General features: G+C 57.3%; 13 protein-coding genes. 5 read left to right on the top strand and 8 right to left on the bottom strand.

All coding sequences use genetic code 11. The annotated features are described in order from the left end of the window. Window positions 1–2 precede the first annotated feature (2 nt). Together cyoA and AD948_RS16590 are read right to left on the bottom strand one after the other, a co-directional pair. Window positions 3–926, bottom strand: a complete 924-nt coding sequence (gene cyoA, locus AD948_RS16595; protein WP_006559606.1) for a ubiquinol oxidase subunit II — start codon at window positions 924–926, stop codon at window positions 3–5. A 617-nt stretch (window positions 927–1,543) separates the two neighbouring features. Then, the gene (locus AD948_RS16590; RefSeq protein WP_006559607.1) at window positions 1,544–2,320 is read right to left on the bottom strand and encodes a Bax inhibitor-1/YccA family protein; all 777 of its coding nucleotides are present in this window, start codon (window positions 2,318–2,320) and stop codon (window positions 1,544–1,546) included. Window positions 2,321–2,505: 185 nt separating this feature from the next. On the opposite strand from AD948_RS16590, the gene AD948_RS16585 reads away from it, so the two are divergent. The 5 genes from AD948_RS16585 (at window position 2,506) to AD948_RS16565 (ending at window position 8,549) form a co-directional block, all read left to right on the top strand. After that, window positions 2,506–3,057 (top strand): 2'-5' RNA ligase family protein, encoded by a 552-nt coding sequence (locus tag AD948_RS16585; protein WP_061472746.1) that lies wholly within the window; start codon window positions 2,506–2,508, stop codon window positions 3,055–3,057. A 226-nt stretch (window positions 3,058–3,283) separates the two neighbouring features. After that, entirely contained in the window at window positions 3,284–5,512 is a 2,229-nt protein-coding gene (locus AD948_RS16580; RefSeq protein WP_006559609.1) for a PQQ-dependent dehydrogenase, methanol/ethanol family, read from the top strand. Between the two features lie 56 nt (window positions 5,513–5,568). Continuing rightward, window positions 5,569–6,984, top strand: a complete 1,416-nt coding sequence (locus tag AD948_RS16575; RefSeq protein WP_006559610.1) for a c-type cytochrome — start codon at window positions 5,569–5,571, stop codon at window positions 6,982–6,984. 198 nt (window positions 6,985–7,182) lie between these two features. Beyond that, complete coding sequence (locus AD948_RS16570; RefSeq protein WP_061472745.1) at window positions 7,183–7,926, top strand: NAD-dependent deacylase; 744 nt, start codon at window positions 7,183–7,185, stop codon at window positions 7,924–7,926. Between the two features lie 56 nt (window positions 7,927–7,982). Beyond that, window positions 7,983–8,549, top strand: coding sequence for a uracil-DNA glycosylase family protein (locus AD948_RS16565; RefSeq protein WP_227004933.1), 567 nt, complete (start codon window positions 7,983–7,985; stop codon window positions 8,547–8,549). Window positions 8,550–8,558: 9 nt separating this feature from the next. On the opposite strand, the gene AD948_RS16560 is transcribed toward AD948_RS16565, so the two are convergent. From AD948_RS16560 to AD948_RS16535, 6 genes are all read right to left on the bottom strand, one after another. Then, window positions 8,559–9,809 carry a glycerate kinase type-2 family protein gene (locus AD948_RS16560; protein ID WP_156479087.1) on the bottom strand — a complete coding sequence of 417 codons (1,251 nt, stop codon included), beginning with the start codon at window positions 9,807–9,809 and terminating at the stop codon, window positions 8,559–8,561. Window positions 9,810–10,105: 296 nt separating this feature from the next. Then, entirely contained in the window at window positions 10,106–10,963 is an 858-nt protein-coding gene (gene nadC, locus AD948_RS16555) for a carboxylating nicotinate-nucleotide diphosphorylase (protein ID WP_061473037.1), read from the bottom strand. A gap of 32 nt (window positions 10,964–10,995) precedes the next feature. Continuing rightward, entirely contained in the window at window positions 10,996–11,988 is a 993-nt protein-coding gene (gene nadA / locus AD948_RS16550) for a quinolinate synthase NadA (protein ID WP_006558712.1), read from the bottom strand. Window positions 11,989–12,194: 206 nt separating this feature from the next. Beyond that, on the bottom strand, window positions 12,195–14,450 hold the full coding sequence (locus AD948_RS16545) for an FUSC family protein (RefSeq protein ID WP_061472743.1): 2,256 nt from the start codon (window positions 14,448–14,450) through the stop codon (window positions 12,195–12,197). Window positions 14,451–14,588: 138 nt separating this feature from the next. Then, window positions 14,589–15,122 (bottom strand): adenine phosphoribosyltransferase, encoded by a 534-nt coding sequence (locus tag AD948_RS16540; RefSeq protein WP_035380661.1) that lies wholly within the window; start codon window positions 15,120–15,122, stop codon window positions 14,589–14,591. A gap of 167 nt (window positions 15,123–15,289) precedes the next feature. Further along, window positions 15,290–17,539 (bottom strand): ATP-binding protein, encoded by a 2,250-nt coding sequence (locus AD948_RS16535; protein WP_006558708.1) that lies wholly within the window; start codon window positions 17,537–17,539, stop codon window positions 15,290–15,292. Between the last annotated feature and the right edge of the window lie 28 nt (window positions 17,540–17,567).

The following is a 17,567-nucleotide window of genomic DNA, read 5'->3' as shown; positions in this document are numbered from 1 at the left end:
TCCTATTCCTTCATATTCATGTCGGACATCGCGGACTGCACCTGGATCATCTGTCCGGTGTTTTTGTCCATGACCATGCCGTTATTGTACTTGGCTACGATCGTGTTGAACATTCCGGGTTCAACGTGCGCGAAATATTCGACAGGATTAGCTTCGCTCGGCGCAGCCAGCTTCGGATAGGTCTGGCTATCAAGCTGCTCGGACGAAGATTTAACTTTATCAACCCATGCGTTGAATTCATCACCGCTTACAGCCAGCGTACGGAATTTCATGTCAGAAAAACCACGGCCACTGTAGTTGGCGGATTCACCCAGGTAATCACCCGGTTCGCTGGCCAGCAGGTGAAGCTGGGTCTGCATGCCCGCCATGGCGTAAATCATGGAACCAAGACGCGGGATGAAGAAAGAGTTCATCACGGAATCAGAGGTAATCACGAAATCGATGGGCGTGTTAACCGGAATGGCCAGCTGGTTAACGGTGGCAATACCCTGTTCGGGGTAGATGAACAGCCATTTCCAGTCCAGAGCCACAACCTCAACGTGCAGCGGCTTGGTGGTCGCTTCAGCTTCCAGCGGCTTGTACGGATCAAGGGAATGACAGGTCTGGTAGGTGATCACGGCAAGAAAGATAATGATCAGCGTGGGAACGCCCCAGATAACCAGTTCGATCTTGTTGGAGTGACACCATTTGGGAAGATATTCTGCGCTGGTGTTGGACTGGCGATACTGCCAGGCGAAGACCAGAGACAGAATGATGGTCGGGACCACCACAATCAGCATCGCGACTGTTGAGGTAAGGATGAGTGATTTCACACCCTCACCAACCGGGCCTTTCGGGTCTAGAACATCCAATTCACACCCGGCAAGCAGCAACGCTGACGATAGGCCGCCTAATCGCGCCATTCTCGCCAGTAACTTGTTTTTCATCGCACGCCTCTTGGTTCTGACATCAACTTAGCCTCACAAAGACTCTCTGCTCCTGCTGCCATAGAAGCCGGACAACAGCAAGAAACTACGTTCCGGCCCCGCAGAACTCACACACCACAAGGCCGACATGCAGGCAGTTTCACCAACCGGTTGAAACAGCCTTCATGCCGGGCAGCGCAGAACTCCCACAGGCAGCAGAAACGCCCTGAGCGCTACTTTATTCCTAAAGGCCAGATTCTCAATGTCTGAAAAGTTCCATCAGCCCTTCATCACACTGAGGCCATTGCCCAAGGAATGTTTCCTCACCGTGTTATTTCGCTGATTTTAAAGAGTCACAAGATATCACAATTTATTTCAAATTGTTTCAATATTTTTGCAGGCTCTAAATTTATTTATGTTTTTCAATGATCTAATTGCGCTTCTGAATTATCACGCACGCGTTACTCACTTCATCGTGCTTAGTATAAGTCTTATTTTGAACTTATTTCGGACTATTATGGTCCTTTTCGTTCATCGCATAGCTGACTCAGCAAAAAAGCCCGGCCTTATTAGGCCGGGCTCTTCTGGAAGACACAGACTCCTCTCTTCTGGGATGAAGAGGAGAGAGGCGCGACTTCTTAGTCGTTGGTGTTTCTGACACCCATGAACTGCAACAGAAACTGAAACAGGTTAATGAAGTTCAGGTAAAGGCTCAGGGCATCATAGACACTGCGCTTGGCAGCTTCATCCGGCCCTTCGTAAGCAGCATACTGCGGATAGGTAACCCGGATACGCTGCGCATCAAACGCACTGAACGCGGTGAAGATGAATACGCCAACAATACTGTACACAAAGTACACTGCCGGGCTTTTAAGGAAGATATTCACCAGACCAGCGATAATCAGTCCAAACAGCCCCATCATCAGGAAAGAGCCGAATTTGGCCAGATTTGCCTTGGTGGTGTAGCCCCACAGGGATGTTGCGCCAAACATGCAGGCTGTCACCAGAAACACGCGCACAACGGAAACGCCCGTGTAAACCAGGAAGATGCTGGAAAGACTGGCCCCCATGGTGGCGCAGAATGCCCAGAACAGTCCCTGCGCACCCTGGCGTGACAGACGGTTCACACCAAAAGACATCACAAGCACAAAGCCCAACGGAGCGATCATTGCCGCGCCACCCAGCAGAGTGGGGTGCAGCGCCATACCGCCGGGGGTTGGGGTTAACTGGAAAAACAGCCCACGCAGGCCCGTAAAGGCAACTGCATAAGCGACGATTGCCGTCAGCAGCAGCCCGGATGCCATCCAGTTATAGACCCGCAGCATATAAGCCCGCAGGCCTGCATCCAGTGCGCCAGCCTGAGCATTCCACCCAGATGCTGCGGCAGGTGAACGAAAGTCGTGACCGAACGACATTGTTTTCCTCTCCTTGTCCGGACAAGCCGGCTTTGCTTTATACTTGTGGCTGCCCTGCCACTGCGTCAAGGGTCAGGCCCTTATCTTATGGTGTCAGGCTGCATCCATCAGAACGGATGCCCCAGGGTCTGTCGCCCGACCTTCCCTTTCCGCCTGCGTTATCAGGCAGACCTCAAGGTTTTTCGATGTATCTGACAATTGGCATCACTCTTCCCGATGATTTGCGTGACGGCCTACTGGCTCTGCAAAACCACTTTCAGGACAAGACGTGGGAACCGGCCTCTTTCCTTTTTCTTCCCCTGTGCAGCCTGGGAGACGTGACACACCCCTTCACGCTGGAAGAACTGGACCACGCCCTGCATGGGTTACGCATGAAGGAACCCGCCTCCTTCGTACCTGACGGCTTCGATGTCTTTACGAGGCGAGACCGAATCACGCTTGAACTCAAAATTCGTTCAGCAGCACTTGATCACCTTTCCGTGAAATCCCTCTCGGCAGCAAAGCGGGCGGGCGTGAAGAATGCGCGCATTTGCGCCCCTCTCAGCATCCCGCTGGCCACAATAACTGCCGTCCCACCAAAGGATGTCAGCGCGTGGATACAACTCCATCATCAGACAGTTTTCGCCACATCTTCCATTTCGGAAATTACCCTTTTCCGCTCATGGAAAAACAGAGAAACAACACTGTTTATGCCAGAGACAAATTATCTCTTCGCGCCACCAGGATCATTTGTATAATGTTTGTTATAACATTGTGCGGATCACGATGATTACCTTCTTCCGTGAGAAGATGTACCGCCTCTACCCCTCTGTAACGCCAGCAAATTATTGCACGGGCTGGTATCAGCTATTCCTCTGACGTGATTGACAGGGCGGAGCCTCATTGGCTGAGTGTAGGAAACCGGTCTTCCGGCTTTTAATTGTCTTTTTTCCTCACCTTAATACCAGTCGAGGACACTAACGCATGACCCGCCCCGCCTCCGCCAAGAGACGTTCGCTGCTAGGAATTCTCGCGGCCGGAACGATCTGCGCCGCACCGCTGCCTCTGGCAGCTCTCCCCGCCCATGCTGACAGCCTGGGCAACACCGGGGAAGCGATCATCCACGCGGATGATCATCCTGAAAACTGGCTGAGCTATGGTCGGACCTATACCGAGCAGCGCTACAGCCCGCTGGACGAAATCAACAAGTCCAACGTGGGTAACCTGAAACTGGCCTGGTATTTTGATCTTGATACCAACCGCGGCCAGGAAGGTACTCCTCTGGTTGTGGATGGGGTCATGTACGCCACCACCAACTGGTCCAAAATGAAGGCGCTGGACGCAGCCACCGGCAAGCTGCTGTGGCAGTATGATCCGCGCGTTCCCGGCAACATTGCTGACAAAGGCTGCTGTGACACGGTTAACCGTGGTGCAGGCTACTGGAACGGCAAGGTGTTCTTCGGCACGTTCGATGGTCGCCTGGTCGCTCTGGACGCCAAGACCGGCAAGAAGGTCTGGGAAGTCAACACCATTCCCAAGGAAGCCTCCCTCGGGCAGCAGCGCTCTTACACCGTTGACGGTGCCGTGCGCGTTGCCAAAGGCCTGGTGCTGATCGGCAATGGTGGCTCTGAATTCGGTGCCCGTGGCTTTGTGTCTGCCTTTGATGCAGAAACCGGCAAGCTGAAATGGCGCTTCTATACCGTTCCCAACAACAAGAACGAAGCTGACCACGCTGCATCAGACAACGTGCTGATGAACAAAGCCTACAAGACCTGGAGCCCCACGGGTGCCTGGACGAAGCAGGGCGGCGGCGGCACGGTTTGGGACTCCATCGTGTATGATCCGGTGGCCGATCTGGTTTACTTGGCTGTTGGCAACGGTTCTCCGTGGAACTACAAATACCGCACGGATGGAATTGGTGATAACCTGTTCCTGGGCAGCATTGTGGCGGTCAAGCCTGAAACCGGCGAATATGTCTGGCACTTCCAGGAAACGCCGATGGACCAGTGGGATTACACCTCTGTCCAGCAGATCATGACGCTTGATATGCCGATCAACGGTGAAAACCGCCACGTGATCGTGCATGCGCCCAAGAACGGCTTCTTCTACATTCTGGACGCCAAGACGGGTGAATTCCTGTCCGGCAAGAATTACGTTTACGTTAACTGGGCACAGGGTCTGGACCCCAAGACGGGCCGTCCGATCTATAACCCGGATGCGCTGTACACGCTCAACGGCAAAGAATGGTATGGCATTCCGGGTGACCTTGGTGGCCATAACTTTGCTGCCATGGCTTACAGCCCCAAGACTGGCCTGGTTTACATCCCGGCCCAGCAGGTTCCCTTCCTGTATAAAAACCAGGTTGGCGGCTTCAAGGCACATCCTGATTCCTGGAACCTCGGTCTGGACATGAACAAGGCTGGTCTGCCGGATACCCCGGAAGCCCGCACCGCATTCATGAAGGATCTGAAAGGCTGGATTGTAGCCTGGGACCCCAAGAAGCAGGAAGCTGCCTGGGTTGTTGACCACAAAGGTCCGTGGAACGGCGGTATCCTTGCTACCGGTGGTGATCTGCTGTTCCAGGGTCTGGCAAACGGCGAATTCCACGCTTATGACGCCACCAACGGCGCAGACCTGTTCCACTTTGATGCACAGAGCGGCATTATTGCTCCGCCCATCACCTACAAGGCGCAGGGCAAGCAGTATGTGGCTGTAGAAGTGGGCTGGGGCGGTATCTATCCGTTCTTCCTCGGCGGTCTGGCCCGTACGTCTGGCTGGACAGTCAACCACTCCCGCGTTGTTGCTTTCTCCCTGGATGGAAAAGCTGAACTGCCTCCGCAGAATGACAAAGGCTTCCTGCCCGTCAAACCGCCTGCGCAGTATGACACCAAGGTGACCGATAACGGTTACTTCCAGTTCCAGACCTATTGCGCCGCCTGCCATGGCGATAACGCAGAAGGTGCCGGTGTGCTGCCGGATCTACGCTGGTCTGGTTCCATCCGCCACCAGGATGCGTTCTACAACGTAGTGGGTCGCGGTGCCCTGACGGCTTACGGGATGGATCGGTTCGACACCAGCATGAAGCCTGATGAAATTGAAGATATTCGTCAGTTCATCATCAAGCGTGCGAACGACACCTATCAGCGTGAAGTGGATGCTCGCAAGAATGACAAGGGCATTCCCGAAAACCCGACTCTCGGCATTACGCCGTAATGGTCCGGCACAGTCATGACGTCATTCGGCACACAAGCGACACAGTGGTAAAAACGATGATCAAAGGACTAAAAGCCGCTCTGGGAGCGGTCGCTGTCGGGCTTCTGGCAGGCACTTCTCTGGCGCACGCACAAAGCGCTGACGATGAACTGGTGAAAAAAGGCGCGTATGTTGCGCGCCTGGGGGACTGTGTAGCCTGTCATACGGCGCTGCACGGTCAGGTGTATGCTGGCGGTCTGTCCATCCAGACCCCCATTGGCACCATCTACTCCACCAACATCACCCCTGACCCCACCCACGGGATCGGGACCTACACGTTCAAGGAATTTGACGAAGCCGTACGCCATGGCGTGCGCAAGGACGGCAGCACGCTGTATCCGGCCATGCCGTATCCGTCCTTCGCCCGCATGACGCAGGATGACATGAAGGCGCTGTATGCCTACTTCATGCACGGCGTGAAGCCGGTGGCCCAGCCCAACAAACCGGCTGGCATTTCCTGGCCGCTGTCCATGCGCTGGCCGCTGTCCATCTGGCGGTCCGTGTTTGCACCGGCACCCAAGGACTTCACACCGGCTCCGGGCACGGATGCGGATATCGCTCGCGGCGAATATCTGGTGACAGGCCCCGGTCACTGCGGCGCCTGCCATACCCCGCGCGGCTTTGGCATGCAGGAAAAAGCGCTTGATGCGTCCGGCGGTGCCGACTTCCTGAGCGGTGGTGCCCCGATTGATAACTGGATCGCCCCAAGCCTGCGCAATGATCCCGTTCTGGGTCTGGGCCGCTGGTCTGAGGATGATATCTACCAGTTCCTGAAATCTGGTCGTATTGACCATTCTGCCGTGTTTGGTGGCATGGCCGACGTGGTGGGCTGGAGCACGCAGTACTTTACGGACAGTGATCTGCGCGCCATGGCAAAATATCTGAAAGCCCTGCCGCCGGTACCGCCGGCCCGTGGTGATTACAAATATGATGCCTCCACCGCTCAGGCTCTGGATTCCAACAACACCTCCGGCATGCCGGGTGCCAAGGAATATGTTGAACAGTGCGCCATCTGTCACCGTAACGATGGTGGTGGTGTAGCCCGTATGTTCCCGCCGCTGGCTGGCAACCCGGTTGTGGTGTCTGAAAACCCGACATCCGTTGCTCACATCATTGTGGCCGGTGCGGTTCTGCCGCCCACAAACTGGGCACCTTCTGCCGTGGCCATGCCTGGCTACAAGAATGTTCTGTCTGACCAGCAGATTGCGGACGTGGTCAACTTCATCCGCACCTCCTGGGGTAACAAGGCTCCGGCCAATGTTACGGCAGCAGACATTCAGAAGCTGCGCGTTGATCATGCACCGATCTCCACCTACTCATGGGGCTTCGGTGGAAATGACACGGCTACATGGGGTGTCTTCCATCCGCAGCCTTACGGCGCAGGCTGGACCTTTGCTCCGCAGACCCACACGGGTGAAGACGAAGCTCAGTAAGAGCGACTTTTTCTTCCTCGCTCCTTTAAAAGAGCGAGGACCTGCTAAAAACACCGCGTTGGGCAACCAGCGCGGTGTTTTTTTATGCTTACCCCTCAGCACGCCACAAAGCTGCTTCACACTTCCTTCTGACACCACGAGCAAGCACATACTTTTCGCTCCTTGTGCAAAGCCGCACGGCATCACATATGCTGAAATATGGCTGCTCCATTCCCCTCCTCCCTACTTTCTGAACGGATTGTTATTCTGACTGGCGCAGGCATCAGTCAGGAATCCGGCCTTGCCACCTTTCGGGATGAAGGCGGATTATGGGCGTCACACAGCATTGAAGATGTCTGCACGCCTGAAGGATTTTCCAGAAACCCAGCCCTTGTGGACGATTTTTACAATCATCGACGCAAGGAGGTGCAGACTGTTGAACCCAACGCAGCCCATAAGGCTCTGGCGATGTTGGAAACCGCGTTACGGGACCAAATGCAGCATGAGGCAGATGACCGCTTCCTGCTGATCACGCAAAATATTGACCCTTTGCATGAGCGCGCAGGCAGTCGCAGCCTTGTGCATATGCATGGTGAGCTGGAACGGGTGCGCTGTACAGCGTGCCACCAGAGTTTTCAGTGGATAACAGACTGTTTCCCAACCACGCCTTGCCCCCATTGTGGCGCAGCAGCCTTACGGCCAGATGTGGTCTGGTTTGGCGAGATGCCTTACCACATGGAACGTATTGAAAAAGCGCTTGCCCGCTGCACCCTTTTTATCGCCATCGGCACGTCTGCAACGGTATGGCCCGCCGCAGGTTTTGTGCAGGCGGCTGGCGCGCACGCCCATACCGTTGAACTGAATCTGGCGCCATCAGCCGCATCTGGCCAGTTTGATGAAGTCTTGTACGGTCCGGCCACCAAGGTTGTTCCGCGCTACGTGAGTGGATTGCTCACACCATGAAAACCCTCTTTTCTACGCCCCCCGGTTCCTCGTCTGCCATCAATGATGAAGACCTCATGGGTTTTCTCAAAACCGTGCGGAGTTGTACGGCCTGTGCTGGCAAACTCCCCTTTGCGCCCAGACCTGTTATCAATTTTTCCCCAAAAGCCCGTTTGCTGATTGCCGGACAAGCCCCCGGCACCCGCGTGCATGAAACGGGCATTCCGTTCAATGATGCCTCAGGCGAGCGGTTGCGATCCTGGCTGAACATGGACCGCGATCTTTTTTACGATAAAGACCAGATTGCCATTGTCCCTATGGGATTATGCTATCCGGGCGTTCTGCCCAAAGGAGGAGACCGACCGCCTCCGCCTGAATGTGCGGCGCTCTGGCGAGAACGCATTCTTTCCTTCCTGCCCAATATCCAGATGACCCTTCTGGTAGGCTCCTATTCACAAAACTATACACTGGGAAAAGGAAAGGTTTACGAGCGCACGCTGAATTTTGAGAATTATCTGCCTGACTATTTTCCGCTTCCTCATCCCTCATGGCGCACGGGGGCATGGGAACGCGCAACACCGGAGTTTCAGGATCGGGTTATCCCTGCCCTCCGGTGCCGCGTTGATAAGATACTGGGCCGATAAAGCCGTGTTTTATTCCGTTGGCAGCACCAGCAGAATACGAATGTCATTCACGTTTGTCAGCGTTGGCCCGGTTATGACGAGATCTCCTATTTCCTTGAAATAGCTGTAGCTGTCATGGTTTTTAAGGAAATCCTGCGCATCAAGATCTCGTTTTTTCCCGCGTGAGAGCGTATCAGGTGTCACAATGGCACCTGCGGCATCTTCTGTGCCATCAATGCCGTCACTATCCCCTGCCAGAGCCCATATGCCCTGCTCGCCATCCAGTGCCTGAGCGCAGGCCAGCAGAAACTCCGTATTGCGCCCGCCACGGCCCGGTTTTTCGCCTTTTCTGATGGTGACCGTCATCTCTCCCCCGCTCAACAGAACAGCAGGAGCCGCCACAGGCACACCATGCATTTTGACGGAGCGCGCAATGCCTGCCAACACCACACCGGCCGCACTGCTTTCCCCTTCCAGCGCATCGCCCAGAACAAGCGGGGTGACGCCTGCCTGACGGGCACGCTCCGCCGCAGCCTGAAGCGCCAGAAAAGGTGTTGCGATCATCGTCACGCTGTTGCCTTCCGCCACATCAGGCGTGTGCCCGTGTGTGCGGTCGGCCTCATGTTTGAGATGTGCAAGTGCTGCTTCCGGCAAGCCCAGATCGTATTTGCGCACAATCCGCAAGGCATCCAGCGCTGTTGTGTTGTCTGGCACCGTGGGGCCGCTGGCAATAACGGCAGGATCATCACCCGGCACATCGCTGATCACAAAAGTCGCCACCCGTGCAGGAAAAGCCGCCTGTGCCAAGCGGCCCCCCTTAATGCCGGAAAGGTGGCGGCGCACCGTGTTCATTTCGGTAATGGTCGCACCTGAATGAAGCAGATCTTTCCCGATCTTCTTTTTTTCATCCAGACTTAGTCCTTCGGCTGGCAAAGCAAGCAGGGAAGAGCCTCCGCCTGAAATCAGGGCGATCACCAGATCATCCGCGCTCAGCCCTTCCACTGCTTTCAGGATGGCGCGGGCAGCCGCTTCACTTCGCTCATCCGGCACCGGATGAGAGGCTTCCAGAATGGTAATATGCTGCGTGGGCACAGCATGTTCATCACGCGTGACCACTACGCCGCCCAGCGGAACATCCGGCCATGCCTCTTCCAGCGCGGCTGCCATGGCGGCAGAAGCCTTGCCCGCCCCGACCACAACGCACCGCCCCTTTGGCTTTTCCGGCAGAGCCTGCGCCAATACCCGAGACGGACTGGCGCTCGCGACAGCCGCATCAAACATCTCTCTCAGAAAAGCCCGGATCTGCGCCGCAGACCATGATGAATCGGGCTTTGCCGAAACAGATGAAGTGGGTTGAGCACACATCAGGAACACTCCTTTTCCGGCATTTCTTGTTTTTCTTCTCTGACCAACCCAGGTCAGCCGAACGCCGTGTTTTTCATGGTGTCTTGTGAACGCAGGAAACAACAGGATTGCGTCAGGCGCTACAGAGTGCCCTCATCACATCCCGGTGAGGCGCTGCGTGACTACTGGAGAGAGGGGCTTACTCTTCTGCAATAGAAGGGGCGCTGAGACTCTTAAAGAATTTTTTCAAAATCCAGACCGAAATCAAGGGCTTTGACGGAGTGAGTCAACCACCCGACAGACAGCAGATCCACCCCTGTCTGGGCAATGGCGGGTGCTGTCTGGGGCGTGATCCCGCCAGACGCTTCCACCAGCAGACGGCCATCTATCATGTCAACACAGGTGCACAGATCGGCCAGAGACATATTATCCAGCAGAACGGCATCCACCTTCTCGCCCGCCAGCAGGGCACGCAACTGCTCTGGCGTATCCACCTCAACCTCAATTTTCACCATATGGCCTGCCGCCGCACGTGCCCGGGCTACTGCCTCCTGCACACTGCCCACCAGTGCAATGTGGTTGTCCTTGATCAGAATGGCATCATCCAGCCCCATACGGTGGCTGACACCACCGCCGGCCCGCACAGCATATTTCTGAATGGCCCGCAGGCCGGGCATCGTTTTACGCGTGCAGCATAGACGCGCTTTGGTGCCAGCCATACTGCGCACAATGGCGGCCGTCGCTGTAGCAATCCCGCTCAGATGCGACAGAAAATTCAGCCCCACGCGCTCGCCTGTCAGGATGGCGCGGGCGCTGCCTTCCACCACCGCCACAACATCTCCGGCGGCCAAGGCTTCCCCTTCCTTCTTCAGGCGCTGGAAGCTCAGGGAAGGATCAATGAGATGAAAGGAAAGCCGCGCCAGATCCAGCCCGGCCAGCACACCGTCTTCCCGGCTGCGCATCACCACGCGCAGCCTGTCCTCCGGGCCGATTACAGCATTGGTGGTCAGATCACCCCCGCGCCCCAGATCTTCCAGAAGGCCCGCCCGCACCAGCGGTTCAAGCATGATATCGGGCAGAGAAGGCAGCATACGGCAGTCATCCATCGTGTAAAAAAGGTCTCTTATACCGCCAGCATCCGTTCAATCGCCAGTCGGGCGCGGTCGGCCACATCAGCCTCCACTTCCACCTTTACTTCCATATTTTCAAGCGCCTTACGAATGGAGCCAAGCGTGATACGCTTCATGTGCGGGCAGAGATTACAGGGGCGGATCAGTTCCACGTCCGGATGCAGAGCGGCTAGGTTGTCGCTCATGGAGCACTCGGTCACCAGCAGCACGCGCGCGGCTTTGCCGGACGCCACAAAGTCTGACATACCCGCCGTGGAACCCGCAAAATCAGCCTCCGCCACCACTTCTGGCGGACATTCCGGGTGGGCCAGCACCACCAGATCCGGATAGGCTTTGCGCCAGTCCCGAATTTCCTGGGGTGTGAAGCGCTCATGCACCTCACAATGGCCTTTCCAGGTGATTACCTTCACGCCGGTTTCGTTCGCCACATTCTGGGCCAGAAACTCGTCCGGAATCATGATCACTTCGTCCACGCCCAGGCTTTCAATCACCTGTCGGGCGTTGCCGGACGTGCAGCAGATATCACTCTCCGCCTTCACGGCAGCGGACGTGTTCACATAGGTCACAACCGGCACGCCGGGGTAGCGCTGCCGCATCAGGCGCACATCTGCCGCCGTGATGGATTCCGCCAGTGAACATCCTGCCTCTGCCGAGGGAAGAAGAACGGTCTTGGACGGGTTCAGCAGTTTGGAGGTTTCCGCCATGAACGCCACACCGGCCATGACCATGATATCCGCCTCAACCTCCTGCGCCTTACGCGCCAGAGCGAGGGAATCGCCCGTGATATCCGCCACACAGTGGAAGATTTCCGGGGTCTGGTAATTATGGGCCAGAATAACGGCGTTATGCTTCTGCTTGAGTTCCAGAATGGCCGCAATATCATCTGCAAACGCAGGCCATTCCATTGCCGGAACCACGTGGCGCACGCGGTCATACAGGGCATCCGCCCGTTCTTGCCAAAGCGTGGAGTCAGGGAACCTGATCATATGGTCTTTTCCAACCGTAGGGATGAAGGCCGAAGCACGTCTTTACGGGAACAAATCATTCAGAGCCAGCCCTGCCAGCTTCCATAAGGAAAACAGCCGCAGGCTGAAAGGCCGGACCCTACCCCCTCTACACCAAGACCTGTAGGGGGCAAGCCCACATGGGGGCGACACATATGTGTGAAGCCCAGGCCCATTGCGCCAGAGCATCAGGCAGAAGCAGGCACTGTTTTTTCCGGAAAGGCAGGGTCCAGATAAGGGGAGGAGGCATCGAAGAATGCCCGGTTCTGGGCCAGTTCCGTTTCAATCACGCGCAGGCTGGCGAGTGCCCGTAGCATTTCCACCCGCACTGACAGATTGGTTTCCACCTGTTCACGCTGCACCAGATAGAGCACCGCCAGATGGGTAGCGCGAGAGGTGCGGCCATACTGGCCACCATAACGGCCTGTAAAACGCTGCATGCGGTTCATCATGGCCTGCGTCGCCCGCTGCGGGCCGGGGGGAAGCACACCACGCGCCAGAATGCTGCGCAGGCGCAGCACATTCAGCCCGATGGTCATGCTGGACAGCACACCGCTGAGGTAGCTTTCCAGAACGTAGGAACGTTTGCCGCCCGTCATGGATGACAGGCGCACAAAATTATCCACGCCGCGCCCCACAACCTCTGACGGCAAAGGCGGATACCGCCATGCGGCAAGCCTGCGCAGCCAGCGTAGAATATCCAGCCGCATATCCCACCGCAGACCATCGGGATCAAACGGCAGGAAGACACGATACATCCACATGGCAAACATCATGGCCAGCAACAGCGGCAGAGCCGTGTTGAAATACATGACCTCGTCCATGCGGCCCTGATTGAGTGGACCAACCAGAATGGGCAGAAACAGATTGTACGCCACAGCCGCCAGTACCAGTGGCGCATAGGCAAACGCCAACCCGCCCACCAACATGGGAATAGCCAGACACATGGCCAGCATCTCGTATGTGGTGGGTTGGGCCATGACCCAAAGGTCCAGCAGCCCGCACATGCCAATCACGCACACAGTGCCGTGCAGAAACGCCTGCGTGGCCAAGGCTGGTTGCTCCAGCGTGGAGAACAGGGCGCACACAATGGAGACAAACATCATAAAGGTCAGACCATCCGGCCAGGCCGTTGTCATCCAGATCAGGCCCGAGCAGAAAATGGTGACCGAGGCCCGCAGGCTGTTGGTGAACGCCACACGCCAGTCACGATACGTCCGCATACCGTAGCGGAAATGATCATGCGGCTGCGGGTGGCGGCTCATTTCAAACTGCTCCAGCGAGAGACGCAGTTCGTCCAGCAGTTCATCCAGCTTGTGTAAAAGCTGCCCTTCCCGCGAGAGGCGGCGTTCCTGCGGCAGATCAACCGGGGGATGCGTGGCGGCCACCATTTCTTCTTGCAGACTGGTGGCCGCCAGTTCCCTGCAGGTGGCATCCAGCAGGGTCAGTTCATCCAGCACCGGTTTTATGGGCTGATCGTCCCCCAGCCTGCCGGGGAGCCCTTGCAGAAAGAGGCTGACCTGCTCGGCTGTCTGTTGGTAATGCACGCCCTGACTATCCGGCACGGCCAGCAGAGCGGAAAGCTCCATGCCGCGAGACATCAGCACCGTAATGGCCGCCAGTGCAGCGCGGGCGTGGTCCCCTTCATGCTCGTGTTTGCCCATTTCAATTTCGGCAAACTCCACCTGATCGCTCAGGGTCAGAATGGTGGTCAGCACATCCGGGGACCGGGTAATGGCGTTATGGTCCCCTCGCAGCATGTTCACCAGGGCACGCGTAGCACCCCCCATGGCCTGCACAAAATTGGTCGCCAGCCGATTACGGGCGCGCGTGCCCAACTGATACTGGAACAGGGAGGAGATGGTGGTTTCCACCACAATGCCAAGCGTGATGTACGTGGCGCGCGCCATGGCAATTTCAAAAATATGGTCCGGTGCCAGAACCCCATCCAGCGCGATAATGGCGTAGGTAAAACCGGACGCCCGCATGCCATGAATACGGTAATTGGTCATGGCGGCGGGGCCGGGCAGCAGGGTTCCGATAAAACAGAAAATGCCGATTCCACCGGCCAGACACAGAATATACAGCAGGGGCGCCTGTGGCATGCAGGCCACCAGCACCACGGCGCAGATGGTGCCCACCACCATGCCGAACATGTGCCAGCGGGCCTTGGCAATGGATTTGCCCCGTGTGCCCTGGGCCACCATCCAGACTGTCAGCGCCGCCCATTGGGGGCTGCCCAGTTCCCACCACAGGGCAATGCCCAACGCTATAAGTGCGGAAATGGTGGTACGCAGGGCGTATCCAAAGGAGAGAAGATCAGGCGCAATCAACCAGCGCAGATGATCCAGCTTACGGGGCGGCCCTCCGCCCAGAAGCGTCTGCCGGACCATTGCCGCAAGAGCCTGATAAAACTGGCTGAGTGAAAACGCCGCACTTCTCATGCAGCCAGTCGCCAGCCATCAGAGGTCTGTAATCCTGCCATGAGTTTCACATACATCATGGCAAGGAAAAACAGTACTCAAACCTCGTATGTTCTTTCTGCTTGTATGATCAGAAAGAACAAACCGAAGCAGGCAGTATTACTCTTCGTACGTAACCAGACTTTTAACCGGCACATCCAGCTTGTCGCGGCCGCCAAGACCTGTCAGTTCCACCAGCAGGGAAGCCCCGACCACATTCGCGCCAGCCTTACGCAGCAGCGTGATGGAGGCCGCCAGTGTGCCGCCGGTTGCCAGCAGATCATCCATCACCACAACGCGCTGGCCGGGTTTGATGGCATCATCCTGAATCTGGAGCGTATCGCTGCCATATTCCAGATCATAGGTATGAGAAATGGTGCCACCCGGCAGCTTGCCCGGTTTGCGCAGCATCAGAAGCCCGCAACCAAGCCGATCCGCCAGCGGAGCGGCGGTCAGAAACCCGCGCGATTCCACGGCAGCCAGCATATCCGGCTCCCACGGAGCAACCTGACGCGCCAGACGGCCCATGGCAATCTGCCATGCATCCGGTTCCCGCATCAGGGTAGAAATATCGTAAAACAGGATACCGGGTTTGGGAAAATCCGGAATATTCCGAATATAACGCTTAAGATCAATCTCCTCGCGCTTCGTCATGTTCCGTACTCTTCCTTCCTGCTTGTACAGCACGCCGGGGCTACTTGCTCAGCCCGCCAGACGGCCCGTTTCATCCTGCCTCTCACACCTTTGATCAAGGCTTGTATGGCAACCGGCACACGCTCTAGCCCGCACCCCCGCCTTCCGCAAGAGAGAACCGTGACGAATCAGACCCCGGCCCGCGCACTCAGGGCGGAGGTCACTGCCCGCATCAGCCCGTCCCGCCGGAAGGGTTTGGCCAGAAGGTGCGCGCCCTCCACGGCCCCGGCGGGGCTTGGGCTGTCTGGCGTCAGATCGCCCGACATATAAACCACGGCCAGATCCTCATACCGGCCAGCCAGCACGCGAGAGAGCGTCAATCCATCCAGTGGGCCGGGCAGTTGCAGGTCTGTCACCAGCAGGTCCAATTTGCCTTCGGCCGAGGCGGCAACATCGAATGCCTGTTCTCCATCCGCCGCCTCCAGCACGCGGTGGCCCGCCATGCCCAGAATGGTGACAACAATATCCCGAATCGCGGCATCATCTTCCACCACCAGCACCTGAATGGGCCGTACCTGTGGTTTGACCGCAGGTGGTGTGGCACGCGGCAGAAGCGTTTGCTGCACCCCGGTCACCTCATCAACCGCCACGGCACGCGGCAACCACAGAGACACCTCCGTGCCGCGTCGCTCACCTGTTGCCACAACCACCCGGCCTTTAACCTGCTGGGAAAAGGCCAGAACCATGGCCATCCCCAGCCCGGTGCCAGCACCTTCCTCCTTGGTGGTAAAGAACGGCTCAAACAGATGATGCAGCACCTCGTCCGTCATGCCGCATCCACTATCAATCACGTCCAGCCGCACCCAGTCTCCGGCAGGCAGAGGTGTGGGGTCTGATACAACACGACGATTCCGTCCGTCTTCCACGGGCAGGCTCATCAGATCGGCATTGACAGAGAACGTCACGTTACGGGCCACAATCCGCAGCCGCCCTCCCGTAGGCATGGCATCCCGCGCATTGATGGCCAGATTGAGCACTGCGCTCTCAAGCTGGGCGGGGTCCGCCCTGACCGGCCAGATATCAGACCCATTGCCGCATTCCACCACAATACGCGGCCCGATGATGCGCCCCAGCAACCCACCGAGGAAGGAGAAGAGATCAGACAGAGAGAGCGAATCGGGCGTGCTGCTCTGCCGCCGCATGAAAGACAGCAACTGGCCAGTCAGTGCCTCTGATCGTCTTCCGGCATGTGTTGCGGCGGAAAGATATTCCTGCCTTTGCTCCACATGGTCTGGCTGGTCATGATCTGCCGCCAGTTCAAGATTGCCCAGAATAACCGTCAGCAGATTTTTGAAATCATGTGCGATGCCTGCCGTAAGCTGCCCCAGCGCGCGCAATTTCTGGGCTTCCCCCAAGGCGCGCTCACTACGCAGGCGCATGCTGATATCCGCCGCTGTCAGCACAAACCCACGGCGGGCTGCCGCACCATCCGGCGCAAAAAACAGGGTGCGGCACAATTCCAGATCCGCCCCGTTTATCCCCTTACATTCCACCATCACGGGCGGAACAGACTGGCCGAGGGAAAGACTGGCCTCAATATGTTCAAAAGGTTCCAGCAGCGGAACACCACCGACCACCAGCGCCGCACTCAATGTGTCGTACGGCAGACCGAATTTCAGGAAATCCCTCTCCAGCCCCAGCACCGTGCCAAGCTGTTCATTCCAGTGCCAGAGGCGGCCATCGGCACCGAATACCGCCACGCCAAGGCTCAGGCTATCCAGCGTGGCGCGCAGCCGCAGCGCCAGATCACGCGATGAGGCTTCCGCCCGTGCGGCGGCAAGAGAGGAACGATCCAACACCCAGCCTGCGGAAATCAGACTGAGCACACCCGTCAGAATACCCAACAGCCCCAGCCTGCGCTGCCAGCTTGTATTACGCAGCATATTCGCCACGCGGTCAGCCTGATCCATGGTGCTGACATGACTGAGAACAGAGAGATTATTGTCCAGCGCCGTCAGAGCCTGTTCACCGCCCGCTGGCATGGCTGCTGCCTCTGGCTTCCAGCCTGCCACTTCGTCCAGTTCGTGCGCCACGGCTGTCAGGGGTTCGGCTCTTCCCGCGCCTTCGCGCAGTTGCACAGCCTTGAACCCATCATACCCGCTGCGGGCGGCAGCAAGCTGGCTGAGGGCACGAGTGTAGCAGGCTGCATCCTGCTCCTGCTTGCGTGCCAGCCAGCTATAATAACAGATACGCGCTTCACTGGTGGCGTGATGGAGATTGCGCAGATAGCTGCCGGCGGCAGTACTCTGCCGGTCCAGATCCCCATGGCGGGCCATTTCATTACCCAGTTCAATGCCCATTGTACCAAACGTTACAATCAATAGGCCGGCACCAATAAGTGCCAGAACATGGGCCCGTCTTGCTGGATGCCGTGCCATGGAACCGACAAGCTCCCTCTTCCGCTGC

Source organism: Acetobacter senegalensis (assembly GCF_001580995.1).
Lineage (GTDB): Bacteria > Pseudomonadota > Alphaproteobacteria > Acetobacterales > Acetobacteraceae > Acetobacter > Acetobacter senegalensis.
This window is presented reverse-complemented; position numbering and strand designations above follow the sequence as displayed.